We start from the raw sequence: 15,649 nt of genomic DNA on the forward strand, positions 1-15,649 counted from the left end.
GCACCACCCAGCGCGCAACGGACGGCGATACGCAGCCATCGCGGACGCATGCGTGGCTTCACACTGCTCGAGCTGCTGGCGGTACTGGTGATCACCGCGCTTGCCAGCACCCTGGTAGTGATGACCGTGCCGGACACGCGGCAGGATCTGCACGCTCAGGCCGACATGCTGGCCAGCGCGCTGGCCAATGCACGCGACGAGGCGATCCTGAGCCTGCGCATGGTTGAAGTCAGCGTCGACGCGGGCGGCTATACGTTTCGTCGCCAGGCGCAGCAACGTTGGGTTGCGCTGGACCAGACGCCGTTCGCCGCCACGCGCTGGCCTGCGGGCGTGCAGGCGCAGTTGCCGGGCGGCGGTACGCAGTTGAGCGTCCGCTTCGACCCGACCGGTGCGGCCACGCCGCAACGCATCGCGCTGGACGATGGGCAGCACCAGCTGCAGGTGATGGTGGATGCCGCCGGTGTGGTGCGGGTCGATGCGCCGCGTCGATAACCAGCGCGCCTGCGCCGGATTTTCGCTGCTTGAGCTGATGGTCGCATTGGCCATCTTCGGCATGGCGGTGGTCGGGTTGCTGAATCTGTCGGGCGAAAGCACGCGCACGGCAGTGGTGCTGGAAGAACGCATGCTTGCGGCGTTGGTTGCGGAAAATCAGGCGATCGAGGCGATGCTGGCGCCGGCCAACGCCGCAGTGGCGCCTGCGCAAGGCCATGACCTGCTGGGTGGCCGTCGTTGGGACTGGCAACGCCAGGCGCTGCCGGCAGGCGCTGGCATGGTGCGGATCGAGGTGCGAGTGCGTGCCGCCGGACAGCCGCAGCAGATTGCCAGCCTGAGCACATTGCGGAGCGTGCAATGAGCCGCACGCAACGCATGCAGGGCTTCACCCTGATCGAACTGCTGGTGGCGCTGGCGGTCTTTGCGCTGGTGGCCGGCGCCGCGGTGGTGGTGATGCGGCAAAGCATCGATCAGCGCGATGCGGTGCGCGCGCGCCTGCAGCAGGTGCGCGAACTGCAACTGGTCCATGGCCTGCTGCGCAGCGATCTGCAACAGGCCGCGGTACGGCGCACGCGCAACAGCGATGGCAGCGCCGCGCGCACCGCGTTCGTTGCACGTGCGCCCGGGTCACAGGGGCCTTTGTTCGGCTTTGTCCGGCGTGGCTGGAGCAATCCGGATCAGGCGCCGCGTGCGTCGCTGCAATACGTCGAGTACCGCATCGTCGACGGACGTCTGGAGCGCAGCGCGCGGCCGGCGCTGGATGGCGCGGTGGCCGGGGCGCCGCAGGTGCTGCTGCGCGGTGTGCGTTCGGCCGAGGTGGCGTTTCACTATCGCGCGCAGTGGAGCGATGGCTGGAGCGGCGGGCTGGAGGCACTGCCGGATGCACTGTTGCTGGAGCTGGATCTGGAGCAATGGGGTCACGTACGGCAACTGTTCCTACTGCCGGAGGGGCGCGCATGAGCGCACTGCATGCCCCTGCGCAACAACGTGGCGTCGCATTGCTGACGGTGCTGTTGCTGGTGGCGGTGATGACGCTGCTGATGGTGGCGGTATTGAACGACCTGCGCTTTGGGTTGCGCCGCAGCGGCAACGCAGAAGCGATGACGCAGGCGCAGTGGTATGCGCTGGGCAGCGAGGCCGTGGCGCGGCAACGCTTGCAGGCCTTGGCCAGGCGCGACCCGCTGCGCACCACGCTGGACGGTGGCTGGAACGACCAACCGATCAACTTCCCGCTGGACGATGGAATGGTGAGCGTACGGCTGCGCGATCGCGGTGGTTGCTTCAACCTCAACAGCGTGGTGATGGGCGCACCCGAGCAATGGCAACGCAGCGACGATGGCGCCAACCAGTACCTGGCCTTGCTGGACGCGCTGGATATCGCCCCGCAACAGGCGCAGGCGCTCACCGATGCGTTGGTGGACTGGATCGATAGCGATACCCAGCCGGGCGCGCAGGGCGCCGAAGACGACCGCTATCTGCAAGCGGCGGTGCCGGCGCGCACCGGCGCGACCTTGTTGGCCGGCGTCAGCGAGCTGCGCGCCGTCGCCGGTTACACGCCGGCGCTCGTCGCGCAGCTGCAACCCTATGTGTGCGCATTGCCCGAAGGGCGGTTGTCGCCGATCAACATCAACACGCTACGCGCCGAAGATGCGCCGGTGCTGGCGGCCTTGACCGAAGGCGCGGTGGAGTTGCCGGCCGCACGCCGCATCATCGCCGCGCGGCCGGTTGGCGGTTGGCGCGATGCGGCGGTGTTCTGGAAGCAGCCCGCACTCATGCAGGCGGCGTTGCCGGATGCGGTGTTTCAGCAGATCCAATTGCGCACGTCCTATTTTTCCCTCTACAGCCAGGTCGACCACGCCGGTGCGCAGGTTCTGCTGGAGGCATTGCTGCAACAGGACCCTGCCGGCCGCGTGCGGCTGGTGGCACGTCAATGGAGCCCCGACGAATGAGTAGCACCCTGCTGTTGTTGCCGGCCGATGCCACAGCGCAGCCCATCAGCGTGCGCGTGGATGCACACGGCCACGTGTTGGCGCAGGATGCGTTGAATGCGCAACGCGCGCCAACGACGCAGACGGTGCTGGTGGTGCCGGGCGTGGACGTGCATCTGCGTTGGCTGGCCTTGCCCGGGCATAGCATCACGCAATCGCTGGCTGCGGCGCGGCTGCAGCTGGCCGAGCATCTGGCAGGCGATGCACAGACGCTGCATGTGGTGATCGCCGACCAGGCACAGAGCGATGGCACGCGGCTGGTGGCCGCAGTGGATGGCGCGGTGATGCGGCAGTGGCTCGACCGTGCGGCAGAGCTGGGTGTCGTCCCCGATGCGGTAGTGCCCGACTGTCTGCTGCTGGCCGACGCGCCGCCGGATCAGCCGCCGACGCTGCTGCACTGGGATGGCCGCTGGTTGCTGCGTGGCACGCGTATCGCCTGCAGCCTGGAGCCGCAGCTTGCGCAGGTGCTGGTCGCATCGCTTCCGATCGCCCCAATGCCGCCGCCGGGGCCGGATCCAATGCACGCCATCGCGCAGTTTGCGCGGCATGCCGCCACCGCGCCGATCAATCTGCGCCAGCAAGGCTTTGCCGCGTCAACGCCGCAACGGGAGGGCCTGCGGCCACGCACGCTTGCGTGGTTGCTTGCGCTGCTGGTGCTCTCGCCTGTGCTTGTGATGGTGGCGCAGAGCCTGCGTTACGACATCGGCGCGCAGCTCCTGCAGCGGCGCAGCGCCCAGCTGATGGGGCCGAGTGGCATGTCCTCTGGCGCTGACAAGACACGCCAGGCCGGCGCCCCGCAGAACGCATTCGCAACGCAACTGGCGGCAGTGTTCGCCGCAGTCGACGCAGTACCGGGTGCGGAACTGGATGCGCTCGCTTACCAACCACAAGGTCCGCTGCGCGTCACCTTGCTGCATGGCGACGCCGCGCAACTGGAGCGCTTCACCGCCCAGCTCGGCCGCGCCGGTTGGCAGCTGCGTGCAGGCGCGGGCCAGCCCCGCGATGACAGACTCGCCACTTCGCTGGAACTGGAGCCGCCGCGATGAACACGTTGCAAGGTATGCCGGTATGGTGGCAGAGCCGCGCACCGCGCGAACGCGTCATGGTCGCGGTCATGGTTGCCGCCATCGCTGCCTTCATCGGCTGGTATGCGCTGCTGGTGCCGCTGCGGCACTGGCGCAGCGGCGCGCAGGCACGGTATGACCACGCCGCAGAGGTGCTGCTGATGGCGCGCGCATCGCACGGCGGTACAGTGGCCGCCATCCCGCTGGCGCGCATTACGCAAAGCGCGCGCGATGCCACGATCACCATCACCCGCCAACAGCGCAGTCCGACCGGAACGCTCGCAGTGCAGATCGACACCGTCACCAGCCCCGTCCTGTTCGCCTGGCTGGAACAGCTGCGCCAGCATCACGACCTGACGCCTTCGGCGCTTGAGATCACCCGCCGCGACGGGCAGCTGCAGGTACGCTGCACGTTTTCGGGCATCGCGCCATGAGGGCAGTGCGTTGGTTGTTGCTGGGCAGCGCGCTGCTGGTCGTCGGCGTGATCGCCACCTTGCCGCTGCGGTTGGTGCTGCCGATCGAGACGCTGCCGTTCACCGCGCTGGAAGCACAGGGCTCGATCTGGAACGGCACCCTGCGTGGCGTGACCTGGACCACCATGGACGTGGGCGATGTCGGCGTGCGTCTGCGCCCGCTGCCCTTGTTGCGCGGGCAACGCCAGGTGCAGCTGCGCTCGGCCACCGCGCAGCTGGTGGCATTGCAGGGCGCCCGATACGGTGTGCAGCAGGCCACTGGTCGCCTGTTGCTGCGCAAGCCGGGTGGGGTGGCCCTGCTGGATCTGTCGATCGATCTGCGCGAGGTGCATGCGATCTTCGATGCCACACGATGCACGCAGGCCGGCGGCGATGTCGCCGTGCAGGTGCTGCCCAACGCAGGTGGCGAAGCCGCCGGACTGCTGCCCTTGCGTCTGCGCGGTAGCCCGCGCTGCGTGGACGATGCCCTGGTGCTGGCGCTCGCGCCCGATGGCGGCCTGCCCGAAGGCGTCGACCTCGGCGCCGAGCTGCGGCTGCAGCGCGATGGCCGCTGGCAGTGGCGCACCCAGGTCGAGCCCGGCAACGACACCGCGCTGCAGTTGGGCCTGCAACTGCTCGGCTTCGTCCAGACGCCGGAGCGTTGGCTGGTGCGCGTCGATCAGGGGCAGCTGTAGCGCCGCTCACTGCTGGCGAAGCGGGGAGGGCTGGTTGCGTGGCGCAGCGGTTTCCGCTGCCCGCTGGCTGCCGGTCCAAGACCTCCAGTGCCGGCAAAATTGGTCTGATCTGCCTGGCCACACATCGGCTGGCCGCCACGCTGCCTTGCCAAGCCGGTTGCCGAGACGGCACCCCGTGCAATGCAGACCAGTGCCCGCCGCGCCGACATTCGCCGGTCAAGCCCCAGGCGCCCCGCTGGCGTCGCACACGCCCGCCCGACCCGTCCAGATGGGCCGGCGCAGCGCAGGGCTGGTGCGTCGCTGTAGATTGGTACTATATTGGACCTATCGAATTCGGGCAGGCGGGACTAACGAATGGCCAAGGCCAAGGCGGACGCCGACAAGCGACTGGACGACCTGCACCTGGACGCGTCCGCGCCAACCCCGCTGTACCTGCAGCTGGCCGGCAAACTCACCGACGCCATTCGTGGCGGTCATTGGAAGGCCGGCGAGGCGCTGCCGGCCGAGCGCCAGCTGTGCGAGCGCCTGCAGATCTCGCGGGTCACCCTGCGCCAGGCGGTCGATGTACTGGTCGAACAAGGCCTGGTCTCGCGTCGGCAGGGCGCCGGTACCTTCGTCACCACCCAGATCCAGCACCAGCTCAGTGGCCTGACCAGTTTCAGCGAAACGCTGCGCATCAAGGGCTACGAGCCCGGCACGCGCTGGCTGGAGCGGCGGCTGCGCCCGGCGCATGGCGAAGAGATCCTGCGCCTGGGCCTGTCGCCGGATGCGGCAGTGGCCTCGCTGACCCGCCTGCGCAGCGCCGACGACCGCGTGATGGCCTACGAGCATGCGGTGCTGCCGCAGCGCATCGTGGCCGACCCGCAGCAGGTGGGCGATTCGCTGTACAGCTATCTGGATGCGCAGGGCACGCCGGTGGTGCGCGCATTGCAGTACTTCCGCGCGATCAACCTGCCGGCGCGTCTGGCCGAACATCTACGCATGAAAACCGGTGAGGCGATTTTGCATGTGGTGCGCGTGGGCTATGCGCGCGACGGCAGCGCGATCGAATTGACCGACACCTATTGCCATAACGATTTCTACGACTTCGTCGCCGAACTGCGCCGCTGACCCCAACGGCATTCCCTACGACAACCTCAGAGCCAGCCGATCCATGACTACCGCCAGGCCCGCAAATCCCGTTGTCTCGATCGCCATCGTCGGCGTGCTGTTTTTCATCATCGGCTTTTTCACCTGGATCAACGGGCCGCTGATCACCTTCGTGCGGCTGGCGTTCGACCTCAATGAGGTCAACGCGTTTCTGGTGCTGATGGTGTTCTACCTGTCGTACTTCTTCCTGGCGCTGCCGGCGTCGTGGATCCTCAAGCGCACCGGCATGAAGAAGGGCCTGGCGCTGAGCCTGGTGGTGATGGCGGTGGGCGCGGCCGGCTTCGGCCAGTTCGCCACCCAACGCTGGTATCCGGGCGCATTGGGCGGGCTGTTTGTGATCGGCAGCGGCCTGGCGTTGCTGCAGACCGCGATCAACCCGTACATCAGCATCCTCGGTCCGATCGAAAGTGCCGCACGCCGCATCGCCTTGATGGGCATCTGCAACAAGATCGCCGGCATCCTGGCGCCGATCCTGATCGGCTCGCTGGTGCTGCATGGTATCGGCGACCTGTCCGCGCAAGTCGCCAGTGCCGATGCCGCAACCAAGGAAACCTTGCTCACTGCATTCGCCGCCAAGATCCACGCACCGTATCTGGTGATGTCCGGCGTGCTGTTGTTGCTGGCCATCGGCGTGCTGTTCTCGCCATTGCCCGAACTCAAGGCTTCCGAAGCCAATGCAACCCCCGGCGCTGCCGGAGTGCAGAAATCCAGCATCTTCCAGTTCCCGCACCTGTGGCTGGGCGTGTTGTGCCTGTTCGTCTATGTGGGCGTGGAAGTGATGGCCGGCGATGCCATCGGCACCTACGGACATGGCTTCAACCTGCCGCTGGACAGCACCAAGCTGTTCACCTCCTACACGCTGGGCGCGATGCTGCTGGGCTACCTCGCCGGCCTGGCGCTGATCCCCACCGTCATTTCGCAGGCGCGTTACCTGAGCGTGTCGGCGGTGCTGGGCGTGCTGTTCTCGCTGGGTGCATTGTTCACCCATGGCTATGTGTCGGTGGGCTTCGTCGCCGCGCTGGGCTTCGCCAACGCGATGATGTGGCCGGCGATCTTTCCGCTGGCCATTCGCGGGCTTGGCCGCTTCACCGAGATCGGTTCGGCGCTGCTGGTGATGGGCATTGCCGGCGGCGCGATCATTCCGCAGCTGTTCGCCATTCTCAAACAGCACTACGACTTCCAGGTCGTGTTCGCTGCGCTGATGGTGCCGTGCTATCTGTACATCCTGTTCTATTCGCTGCGCGGTCATCGCCTGGGCCTGCCGGCCCAGGCCAAGTGAGCGACGCGGCATGATGCGTTCCGACGAACAAGGCACTTCCATGCGCAGGCCCACCATCAAAGACGTCGCCGAGCGCGCCAAGGTCTCGTTGAAGACCGTGTCGCGTGTGATCAACAACGAGCCCTCGGTGATGCAGGCCACGCGTGCGCGCGTGCTGCGTGCCATCGCCGATCTCGACTACGAGCCGGATCCGTCCGCACGCAATCTGCGCAGCGGCACGCCGTTCGTGATCGGCCTGGTCTACGACAACCCCAATCCATATCACATCATCGGCATCCAGAACGGCGTGCTGGCCGCCTGCCGCGAAACCGGCTTCGGCCTGCAGATCCATCCCTGCGACTCCACCTCGCCATTGCTGGCCGAAGAGCTGGCCGAATGGGTGCAGCGCTCGCGCCTGGCCGGCGTGGTATTGACCGCGCCGATGTCCGAACGCCCCGAACTGCTCGCCGGCCTGGCCGCGCGCGGGATCAAGAGCGTGCGCATCATCGCCGCCACCGACGATCCCGGCGACGGCCCATGTGTGTACATCGACGATCGCGATGCCGCGTATGAAATCACCGAGCATCTGATCCAGCTCGGCCATCAACGCATCGGTTTCCTGTGGGGCGGCCCGCAGCATCGCTCCAGCGGCGAGCGCTATGCCGGCTACGAGGCGGCGTTGAAGGACTATGGCATTGCGCTGGACAAGCATCTGGTGATTCCCGGCGACTACACCTTCGACGATGGCTTCCGTGGCGCGCGTCGGTTGCTGTCGCTGCGCGAGCCGCCCACCGCCATCTTCGGCAGCAACGATGAAATCGCCGCCGGCGTACTGGCCGCGGCCAAGTCCACCGGCATGAATGTGCCGTATCAGTTGTCGATCGCCGGCTTCGAGGACAGCCCGTTTTCGCGGCAATCGTGGCCCGCATTGACCACCGCCAAGCAGGCCACCGACGACATCGCGCGGCACGCCGCACGCTTGTTGATCAGCCAGCTGCGCAGCGATGCCTACGACGACCAGCCCGCGCAATTGCAGAATCGTGGCTTCGTACCGCAACTGGTGGTGCGCGGCTCCACTGCGCCGGCGCCCGCGTCCACCGGCAAACCCCTTCCCCCCGAATCCGCCTGAGCCCCGATGAGCCTCCCCACCGAAACGCAGACCTTGATGTTCCGCGAAGCCGCGCAGACCGCCGATGTGGTCGCCGCACAATTTGCGCGCAATGCCGACACCATCGCTGCGCTTGCGCAGTCGTTGCGCGATAACCCGCCACCGTTCGTGGTGACCTGCGCGCGCGGTAGCTCCGACCACGCAGCGACCTATGCCAAGTATCTGTTCGAGACCCAGCTGGGCATCGTCACCGCCTCCGCATCGCCATCGGTGGGCTCGGTCTACGCAGCGCCGCTGCAACTGCGCGGCGCGCTGTACATCGTGATTTCGCAATCTGGCAAAAGCCCGGATCTGCTGCGCAATGCCGAGGCCGCCAAACTCGCCGGTGCGCGCGTGGTGGCCCTGGTCAATGTGGAAGATTCGCCGCTGGCGCAGCTGGCCGATGTGGTGATTGCGCTCGGTGCCGGCCCGGAAAAAAGCGTTGCCGCCACCAAGAGCTACCTCGCCTCGCTCGCCGCGGTGCTGCACCTGGGTGCGGTGTGGAAGAACGACCCCGCATTGCTCGCCGCAGTGGACGCGTTGCCGCAACAGTTGCGCAGCGCCTGGCAGGCCGACTGGTCCGCGCTGACCACCGGTCTGACGCCCGCACATAACCTGTTCGTGCTTGGCCGCGGGCTGGGCCTGGGTGCGGCGCAGGAAGCGGCATTGAAGTTCAAGGAAACCTGCGGCCTGCATGCCGAGGCCTACAGCTCCGCCGAGGTCAAACACGGGCCGATGGCATTGGTTGGCCCGGGCTTTCCGGTGCTGGTGTTTGCGCAGCCCGACGAAACCGGTGCAGGCACGCGCGCGCTGGCCGAAGAATTCCGTGCACGTGGCGCGCAGGTGTGGCTGGCCGCGCCCGATGGCGATCTGCCGCTGGCCGATGCCGCGCACCCGGCGTGCGCGCCGCTGCTGACCGTGCAGAGCTTCTACCGCGCGATCAATGCGCTGGCACTGCAGCGCGGTCACAATCCCGATCTGCCGCCGCACTTGAACAAGGTTACGGAAACAGTTTGAACATGGATGCTTCTCCGATTCAGGCATTGTGCAACGCACGCGTACTTACCGATGACGGCCTGCAGGATGGTCTGGTCGTGCTGCTGGACGGTGCGCAGATCCAGGCCGTCGTTGCGGCAGACGATGCGCGCGTGGCGCAGGCGGCCGCTCGCGTGGATCTGGCCGGCGCGACCTTGTTGCCCGGCTTCATCGACATCCAGGTCAACGGCGGCGGTGGCGTGTTGTTCAACAACGCGCGCGACCCCCAGGCGCTGGCCACGATTGCCGCAGCGCACCGCCGCTTCGGCACCACCGGCATGCTGCCCACGCTGATCAGCGACACCGCGCAGGTGATGGCCGAGGCGATCGACGCCACGCGCCAGGCCATCGCACAAGGCGTGCCCGGCGTTCTCGGTATCCATCTGGAAGGCCCGTACCTGAGCCCTGCGCGCAAGGGCACCCACGACGCGCACAAGTTCCGCCTGCCGGACGCGCACGAGATCGCCGTCGATACCTCGCTGGACAACGGCGTCACCCTGATCACGCTTGCGCCCGAGCGCGTGCCGCTGGATGACATCCGCGCGTTCGTGGCTGGCGGTGCAATCGTGTTCGCCGGCCACACTGCAGCCACCTACGAGCAGGCGCGCGATGGCATCGCTGCTGGCGTCAGTGGCTTTACGCACGTGTACAACGCGATGTCGCAACTGGCCGGGCGCGAGCCCAATGCCGTGGGCGCCGCGCTGGAAGATCCAGACGTGTGGTGCGGTGTCATCGTCGATGGCGTGCATGTGCATCCGGCCAGCCTGCGCGTGGCGCTGGCGGCCAAACCGCGTGGCAAGCTGCTGCTGGTCACCGACGCCATGCCGATGGTCGGCAGCGACAGCCCCAGCTTCGACCTGTACGGCGAAACCATCACTGCGGTGGATGGCGTGGTGCGCAATGCTGATGGCGCCCTGGCCGGCTCGGCGCTGGACATGGCCACGGCCGTGCGCAACAGCGTGCGCTGGCTGGGTGTGGACCTGGCCGAAGCCGCGCGCATGGCGTCCACGTATCCGGCGCAATGCATCGGCCTGGGCGACCGGCTGGGGCGCATCGCACCCGGCTACCAGGCCGATCTGGTACTGGTGGACGCCGACGTGCAGGTAGTGAACACCTGGGTGGCCGGGCAGCGCGACTGAGCACGACTGCTGCGCTCACGGTCGGATGGGCGCAGCAGGTGTAAGGAATTGGCGAACATCCTGCCGATGGCGGTTACAGCAGCCCGTCAAGGCAGTCTGTGCATGGCCTGTCTGTGTCGGTCGGTCTTCGTCTGGGGACTGTGCAATCCGCACGACAGCTATGTGAGAGCTGATGCCCGAAACAAGTCACGCCGCGTGCATCCGCCTGTCACGTTGGTACGGCGACGTCTTACCGCTGCCTCGCACACTGACGCAACGAGGCCTGCAACGCACTTGCATGTATCGCGCTAGCCCGCTGTATTCGAATGCGGCGCGCGGAGCTGTGACGGTGCCTTTTGATGAAAGTGCGTGCGCAGAAAAGCTCGTGGCATGGATGACGCGGGTTTGGTGAGTCGTCAAGGCCGCACTTTGCATTGCAACATTTCGCTGCGGAGCCTTCCCACGTCAAGCTGACTGGCGCAGTGGTCTGCATGTGCTGCCGTCAGGATTGCGATGCGGGTCACGCTGCTATTCCATAATCGACGGCGACCACGGCGTATCTCGCATAAATCCAGGCATTTCTGACCGTTGGTTGACAGTGCCACTATCGGAAGGCACCTTCGCTGATAACGTTGTCAGCGAACAGGAGCCTGTTCCAGTCGAACACATCACTGCGCCAGCCATGCACGGGTTGGTGCCTCGATCCGCACGCGTTGTAGAGCCGCGCGGATCACTGCTTGCGGTCCGGCACAGGGGGCGGATCGCGGCACGGCGCGCATGGCGCGCCTTAGTGCAACCCACCGGTTGCGACCTGACGCATCAGCCACGAGGTCAACGTAATGCTGTTTCCCCGTCTGTTTTCGTTGTCTATTACCGCACCACGCCTGCCCACTGCACAGTCAATCGACTTGCGCCATCGTCTCTGCGCAGCGCCGCAGGACCCCTTCAAATTGCGCTTGACGAAGGCTCTCCAAGCCAATCCAGCACATGCGCACAGTGCTTGCTCGAGCAAGGCTGCATCAAGGCATTGGCCGCAACCCGCGCGATTGGGCGCGGCGGTGCGCGGCCTGCTGATCGGTGCCGCCGCAATGAGCGGCGTACTGGCACTTCCCGCTTCTGCGCAGCAACAGCCCGACCCTGCACCCGCACAGCAACAGCCCGTCGCCGCGCCATCGCAGCAACAGGCACCAGCCAATCCTTCGGTCTCCACGCTGGACGAAGTCAAGGTGGTGGGTTACCAGGCCAGCCTGGGCAAGGCGCTCAACGTCAAGCGCAATGCCGATGCGATCGTCGATGCGATCAGCGCCGAAGACATCGGCAAGTTCCCCGACACCAACGTGGCCGAGTCGCTGTCGCGGCTCTCGGGCATCACCGTCGATCGCCAGTTCGGCGAAGGCGAGAAGGTCAGCATTCTCGGCACCGACCCGGCGCTCAACCGCGTGCTGCTCAATGGCCAGACCATTGCCTCCACCAGTTGGGGTGGCGACCCCAACGACCCGGACAGCCGCTCGTTCAACTACAGCACGCTGGCGCCGGAAGTGGTCGGCCTGATGGAGGTCTACAAGACGCCGGAAGCGCGCATCGACGAAGGCTCCATCGGTGGCACGGTGATCGTGCACACGCGCAAACCGCTGGAGCTGGAGCGCAATACGCTGACCGGTACGGTGAGCTACGGCTATAACGACCGGTCTGAACAAGGCAAGCCCAACGCATCGGCGCTGTATAGCTGGAAGAACCAGGACGACACCTTCGGCGTACTGACCTCGGTGATGCACTCCCAGCGTGTGCTGCGCCGCGAGGGTGTGGAGATCTTCGGTTACGACGATGTCGCTGGCGCCGCGTTTCCGCCTGCGGTGGTCGGCAACAACACCGGCGTGTTTCCCACCTCGATCAACACCGCGTTGTTCCAGCAGACGCGTAAACGCGATGGCATCAGCGCTGCGCTGCAGTGGAAGCCCGATGCCGACTTCGAGCTCAACCTGACCGGTCTGTACGTCACCGAGAACTTCGACAACTACAACCAAAGCCGTTACGGTTATTGGGGCTCCAATCCAGGCGACGCGCAGGCATTGGGCTTCGAAAACGGCGTGGCCACTTCGGGCACCTTCGGCGACCAGTCCAACACCTATCTGGACGGCTACCTGCGCAACAGCGATGTCACCACCGGCAGCATCCATTTGCGTGCCGACTGGCATGGCGATGGCTGGAATGCCTCGAGCCAGGTGGGCTACACCAGCTCGCAAGGCGGTGCCGAGCGCATCTACGGCATCCAGTTCCGCAATCTTGCCGGGTACAGCTACAACATCGACGGGCGTCGCACCGCGATGGACTACAGCACCGACCCCACCAACGCGGCGGCGATGCAACTGAACAATGCCTCGGCCAGCCATAGCCCGCAGTACGACAAGGAGCGTTACCTGCAGCTGGATTTCGACCATGCGGTGGAATGGGGGCCGTTCACGCAGATCCTCACCGGCATCAAGCTCACCAACCACGCCACCGGACAGTCATCCTATAGCCGCACCTGGGCGCCGAACGATGGCAGCACGCTGGCGGATTTTTCGCCGGGCACCACGCCGTCCGGCTATCTGGATGGCCTGTCCACCAGCGCCGACATGCAACGTTGGTCCACCATCAATCGCGGTGCCATCAGCCGCTACATCGGCGGGCTGGAAGGCGACGACGGCCTGCCGATCAGCTACGCCGGCAACTACAGCATCGAAGAGCAGAACCGTGCATGGTTCCTGCAGGGCAACTTTTCCGGCGAGCGCTATCGCGGCAATATCGGCGTGCGCTACGTGCACACGCGCGACTCCACCGATGGCTTCAGTTATGCACCAGGCGGTAGCTACACGCCGGTGAATTTTCTCAACAGCTACGGCAAGTGGTTGCCGGCCTTCAATATCGCCTACGACCTGCGCGACGATCTGATGCTGCGCTTTGCCGCCTCAAAGGTCATCGCGCGACCGCGTTACACCAACATGACGCCGTACGTGGCCACCGACGACACCACGTTGACCGCGTCCACCGGCAACCCCGGTTTGAGTCCCTACGAGTCGACCAACCTCGGTGCGTCGGTGGAGTGGTACTTCTCCGACAGCAGCCTGCTCAGCGGCGAGTTCTTCTCGCGCGATATCTCCAACTACATCCTGACCACGGTGCAGGACCGGGTGTTCTTCAACAACGCCACCGGTGGGTCGAGCACCTACCAGACCTCGGTGCCGACCAATGCCGGCGACGCCAAGGTGCAGGGCGTGGCGCTCAATCTGCAGCACAACTTCGGCAACGGCTTCGGTGTGGTCGCCAACTACACGTATTCCGATTCCAACACCGACGGCGACTACAGCCTGCCGTACAACTCGCGCAACGCCTACAACATCAGCCCGTACTACGAGCAGGGCAAGTGGAGCGCGCGCGTCAATCTGGGCTGGCGGTCGGAGTACTTCACCCAGATCGGTCGGCTCAACGGCCAGCAGATGACCGATGCCTTCACCCAGGTCGATGCCTCGTTCGGCTATCAGGCCACCGAGCGGCTACGCGTGGCGCTGGAAGCCACCAACCTGCTGGACGAGACCTACTTCAGCTACATCGGCAACAAGAACCAGCCGTACTACATCTACAAGAACGGCCGCTCCTTCATGCTGAGCCTGAATTTCAAGATGTGAGGGATGCCGAGCGGCTGCGCGATGCAGCCGCTCGTCGCTAAGCAGTGAGTGGCGGGCGAGAACGCGTGGAGTCGGCAGCTTCGGGTGTCCATCAAGACAGGGTCGTCCGAGCCTGGCAGCACGGCACCACAGCGCGTGGGCGCTCGCTTGATCGAGATGGCGGCCTGGCAGGTGTGCAACCGCAATGCCGCACGGCTGCACACCAGCTGCGGACAGGTGTCCCTGAGGCGCATCGATAGCGCGTTGCGCGCTAAAGATGCCGATCAGGAAAGTGCAGAAGCATCTTCGTTGCTGCTGCCATCGTTGTGTTTGTTGCGTTTACGTGCGTCGGCAATCGCCGCGATGCGCGCCTTGGTCAATGCCTCGCCGATTTGCGGGCCTTGCAGACCTTCGGCTGCCAGGTCGCGCGCGTTGATCGCCAGGGCGGCGGCATGGAGGCGCTTCAGTTCTTCGCCTTGTGGATAGGCGGCCTCTTCGCTGCCCAACCTGCCGCGCTTGTCGGCTTCGCAGACCAGTGCCAGTTGCGCGATGCGTTCCGGTCGACGGAATGCATCGCAGCGCACCAGCAGTTCGTGCACCGTGCGGTTGCGTAGTTCCGCCAGACGGTGGATGTTGAGGTGCTCGCGACAGGCGGTGACTGCGAGCTGGCGATAGTCCTGCGGCACCTTGAGCCGTTCGCACAGCGCCTGCAGCGGGGCAACGCCGCGCTGTTCGTGCATCAGGTGGCGCGGCCATTCGTCCGGCGGAGTCAGCGCCTTGCCCAGGTCGTGGGTCAACGCGGCAAAGCCGATCAGCGCATCGCCCGGTGCCAGCCGCGCGGCCATGTCGCTGACCATCTCCTGATGGAGGCCGGTATCCACTTCCGGATGGAACTCGGCGCGCTGGGGAACGCCATATAGCGCATCGAGCTCGGGCAGGATGACGCGCAGCGCACCGGTGTCGTGCAAGGTGCGCAAGAACGCGGCCGGCTGTGCGCAGGTCAGCGCGCGGCGCAGTTCCTGCCACACGCGTTCGGGCACCAGGCTGTCCAGTTCGCCGCTGGCCGCCATCTCGCGCATCAGTGCGGCCGTGTCCGGTGCGATGCTGAAACCCAGCGGTGCCAGCCGCGCCATGAAGCGCGCCGCACGCAGGACGCGTACGGGGTCTTCGACAAAGGCCGGGCCCACATGCCGTAGCACGCGCGCCTGCAGATCGCGGGCGCCGCCGTACGGGTCCACCAGGGTGCCGCTGTCTTCGTCGCGCGCCATGGCGTTGATGGTGAAGTCGCGGCGCAGCAGGTCTTCTTCCAGCGTCACCGACGGATCGGCATCCACCACGAAGCCGCGGTAGCCGCGCCCTGACTTGCGCTCGGTGCGGGCCAACGCGTACTCCTCTCCGCTGCGCGGATGCAGAAAGACCGGGAAGTCCTTGCCCACCGCCTTGAAACCCTGCGCCTGCATCTGCGCCTGATCGGCGCCCACCACCACCCAGTCGCGGTCGCCGGCCGGCTGGCCAAGCAGGGCATCGCGGACTGCGCCGCCAACGAGATAGATCTTCATCGCTCCATGATGCCCGATGCGGTGCTTGCGTCGAAACAACGCGCGGCC

14 protein-coding genes are annotated in these 15,649 nt (G+C 66.0%); 13 read left to right on the forward strand and 1 reads right to left on the reverse strand.

What is annotated here, in order from left to right:
- Window positions 1-48: 48 nt before the first annotated feature.
- The 13 genes from FHY19_RS18295 to FHY19_RS18355 all read left to right on the forward strand — a co-directional run bounded on the left by FHY19_RS18295 (window position 49) and on the right by FHY19_RS18355 (window position 14,063).
- Window positions 49-492: a GspH/FimT family pseudopilin gene (locus FHY19_RS18295; RefSeq protein ID WP_259167630.1), complete on the forward strand. Its 444-nt coding sequence runs from the start codon at window positions 49-51 to the stop codon at window positions 490-492.
- Window positions 476-853, forward strand: coding sequence for a type II secretion system minor pseudopilin GspI (gspI, locus tag FHY19_RS18300; RefSeq protein WP_259167632.1), 378 nt, complete (start codon window positions 476-478; stop codon window positions 851-853). Before FHY19_RS18295 ends, gspI begins: the two co-directional genes overlap by 17 nt.
- The gene (gene gspJ / locus FHY19_RS18305; RefSeq protein ID WP_259167635.1) at window positions 850-1,452 is read left to right on the forward strand and encodes a type II secretion system minor pseudopilin GspJ; all 603 of its coding nucleotides are present in this window, start codon (window positions 850-852) and stop codon (window positions 1,450-1,452) included. The genes gspI and gspJ overlap by 4 nt, the downstream gene beginning before the upstream one ends.
- Window positions 1,449-2,441: a type II secretion system minor pseudopilin GspK gene (gene gspK / locus FHY19_RS18310; protein WP_259167637.1), complete on the forward strand. Its 993-nt coding sequence runs from the start codon at window positions 1,449-1,451 to the stop codon at window positions 2,439-2,441. Before gspJ ends, gspK begins: the two co-directional genes overlap by 4 nt.
- Complete coding sequence (gene gspL / locus FHY19_RS18315; protein ID WP_259167639.1) at window positions 2,438-3,526, forward strand: type II secretion system protein GspL; 1,089 nt, start codon at window positions 2,438-2,440, stop codon at window positions 3,524-3,526. Before gspK ends, gspL begins: the two co-directional genes overlap by 4 nt.
- Window positions 3,523-3,978 (forward strand): type II secretion system protein M, encoded by a 456-nt coding sequence (locus FHY19_RS18320; protein WP_259167641.1) that lies wholly within the window; start codon window positions 3,523-3,525, stop codon window positions 3,976-3,978. The genes gspL and FHY19_RS18320 overlap by 4 nt, the downstream gene beginning before the upstream one ends.
- Window positions 3,975-4,691: a type II secretion system protein N gene (gspN, locus tag FHY19_RS18325; protein ID WP_259167642.1), complete on the forward strand. Its 717-nt coding sequence runs from the start codon at window positions 3,975-3,977 to the stop codon at window positions 4,689-4,691. Before FHY19_RS18320 ends, gspN begins: the two co-directional genes overlap by 4 nt.
- A 387-nt stretch (window positions 4,692-5,078) precedes the next feature.
- The gene (locus FHY19_RS18330) at window positions 5,079-5,801 is read left to right on the forward strand and encodes a GntR family transcriptional regulator (RefSeq protein ID WP_259167727.1); all 723 of its coding nucleotides are present in this window, start codon (window positions 5,079-5,081) and stop codon (window positions 5,799-5,801) included.
- A gap of 43 nt (window positions 5,802-5,844) precedes the next feature.
- Window positions 5,845-7,119, forward strand: coding sequence for a sugar MFS transporter (locus FHY19_RS18335; protein WP_259155047.1), 1,275 nt, complete (start codon window positions 5,845-5,847; stop codon window positions 7,117-7,119).
- 40 nt (window positions 7,120-7,159) lie between these two features.
- Window positions 7,160-8,227 carry a LacI family DNA-binding transcriptional regulator gene (locus FHY19_RS18340; protein WP_259155046.1) on the forward strand — a complete coding sequence of 356 codons (1,068 nt, stop codon included), beginning with the start codon at window positions 7,160-7,162 and terminating at the stop codon, window positions 8,225-8,227.
- Between the two features lie 6 nt (window positions 8,228-8,233).
- The gene (locus FHY19_RS18345) at window positions 8,234-9,262 is read left to right on the forward strand and encodes an SIS domain-containing protein (RefSeq protein WP_259155045.1); all 1,029 of its coding nucleotides are present in this window, start codon (window positions 8,234-8,236) and stop codon (window positions 9,260-9,262) included.
- 2 nt (window positions 9,263-9,264) lie between these two features.
- Window positions 9,265-10,419 carry an N-acetylglucosamine-6-phosphate deacetylase gene (gene nagA, locus FHY19_RS18350; RefSeq protein WP_259167644.1) on the forward strand — a complete coding sequence of 385 codons (1,155 nt, stop codon included), beginning with the start codon at window positions 9,265-9,267 and terminating at the stop codon, window positions 10,417-10,419.
- A gap of 1,067 nt (window positions 10,420-11,486) precedes the next feature.
- Window positions 11,487-14,063 carry a TonB-dependent receptor gene (locus FHY19_RS18355; protein WP_259167646.1) on the forward strand — a complete coding sequence of 859 codons (2,577 nt, stop codon included), beginning with the start codon at window positions 11,487-11,489 and terminating at the stop codon, window positions 14,061-14,063.
- A 263-nt stretch (window positions 14,064-14,326) separates the two neighbouring features.
- Here the strand turns inward: FHY19_RS18355 and FHY19_RS18360 are convergent, their stop codons facing one another.
- Window positions 14,327-15,601: a multifunctional CCA addition/repair protein gene (locus FHY19_RS18360; protein ID WP_259167647.1), complete on the reverse strand. Its 1,275-nt coding sequence runs from the start codon at window positions 15,599-15,601 to the stop codon at window positions 14,327-14,329.
- Window positions 15,602-15,649 lie beyond the last annotated feature (48 nt).

The sequence above is a fragment of the Xanthomonas sp. 4461 genome (assembly GCF_024806475.1).
Classification (GTDB): Bacteria; Pseudomonadota; Gammaproteobacteria; order Xanthomonadales; family Xanthomonadaceae; genus Xanthomonas; species Xanthomonas arboricola_F.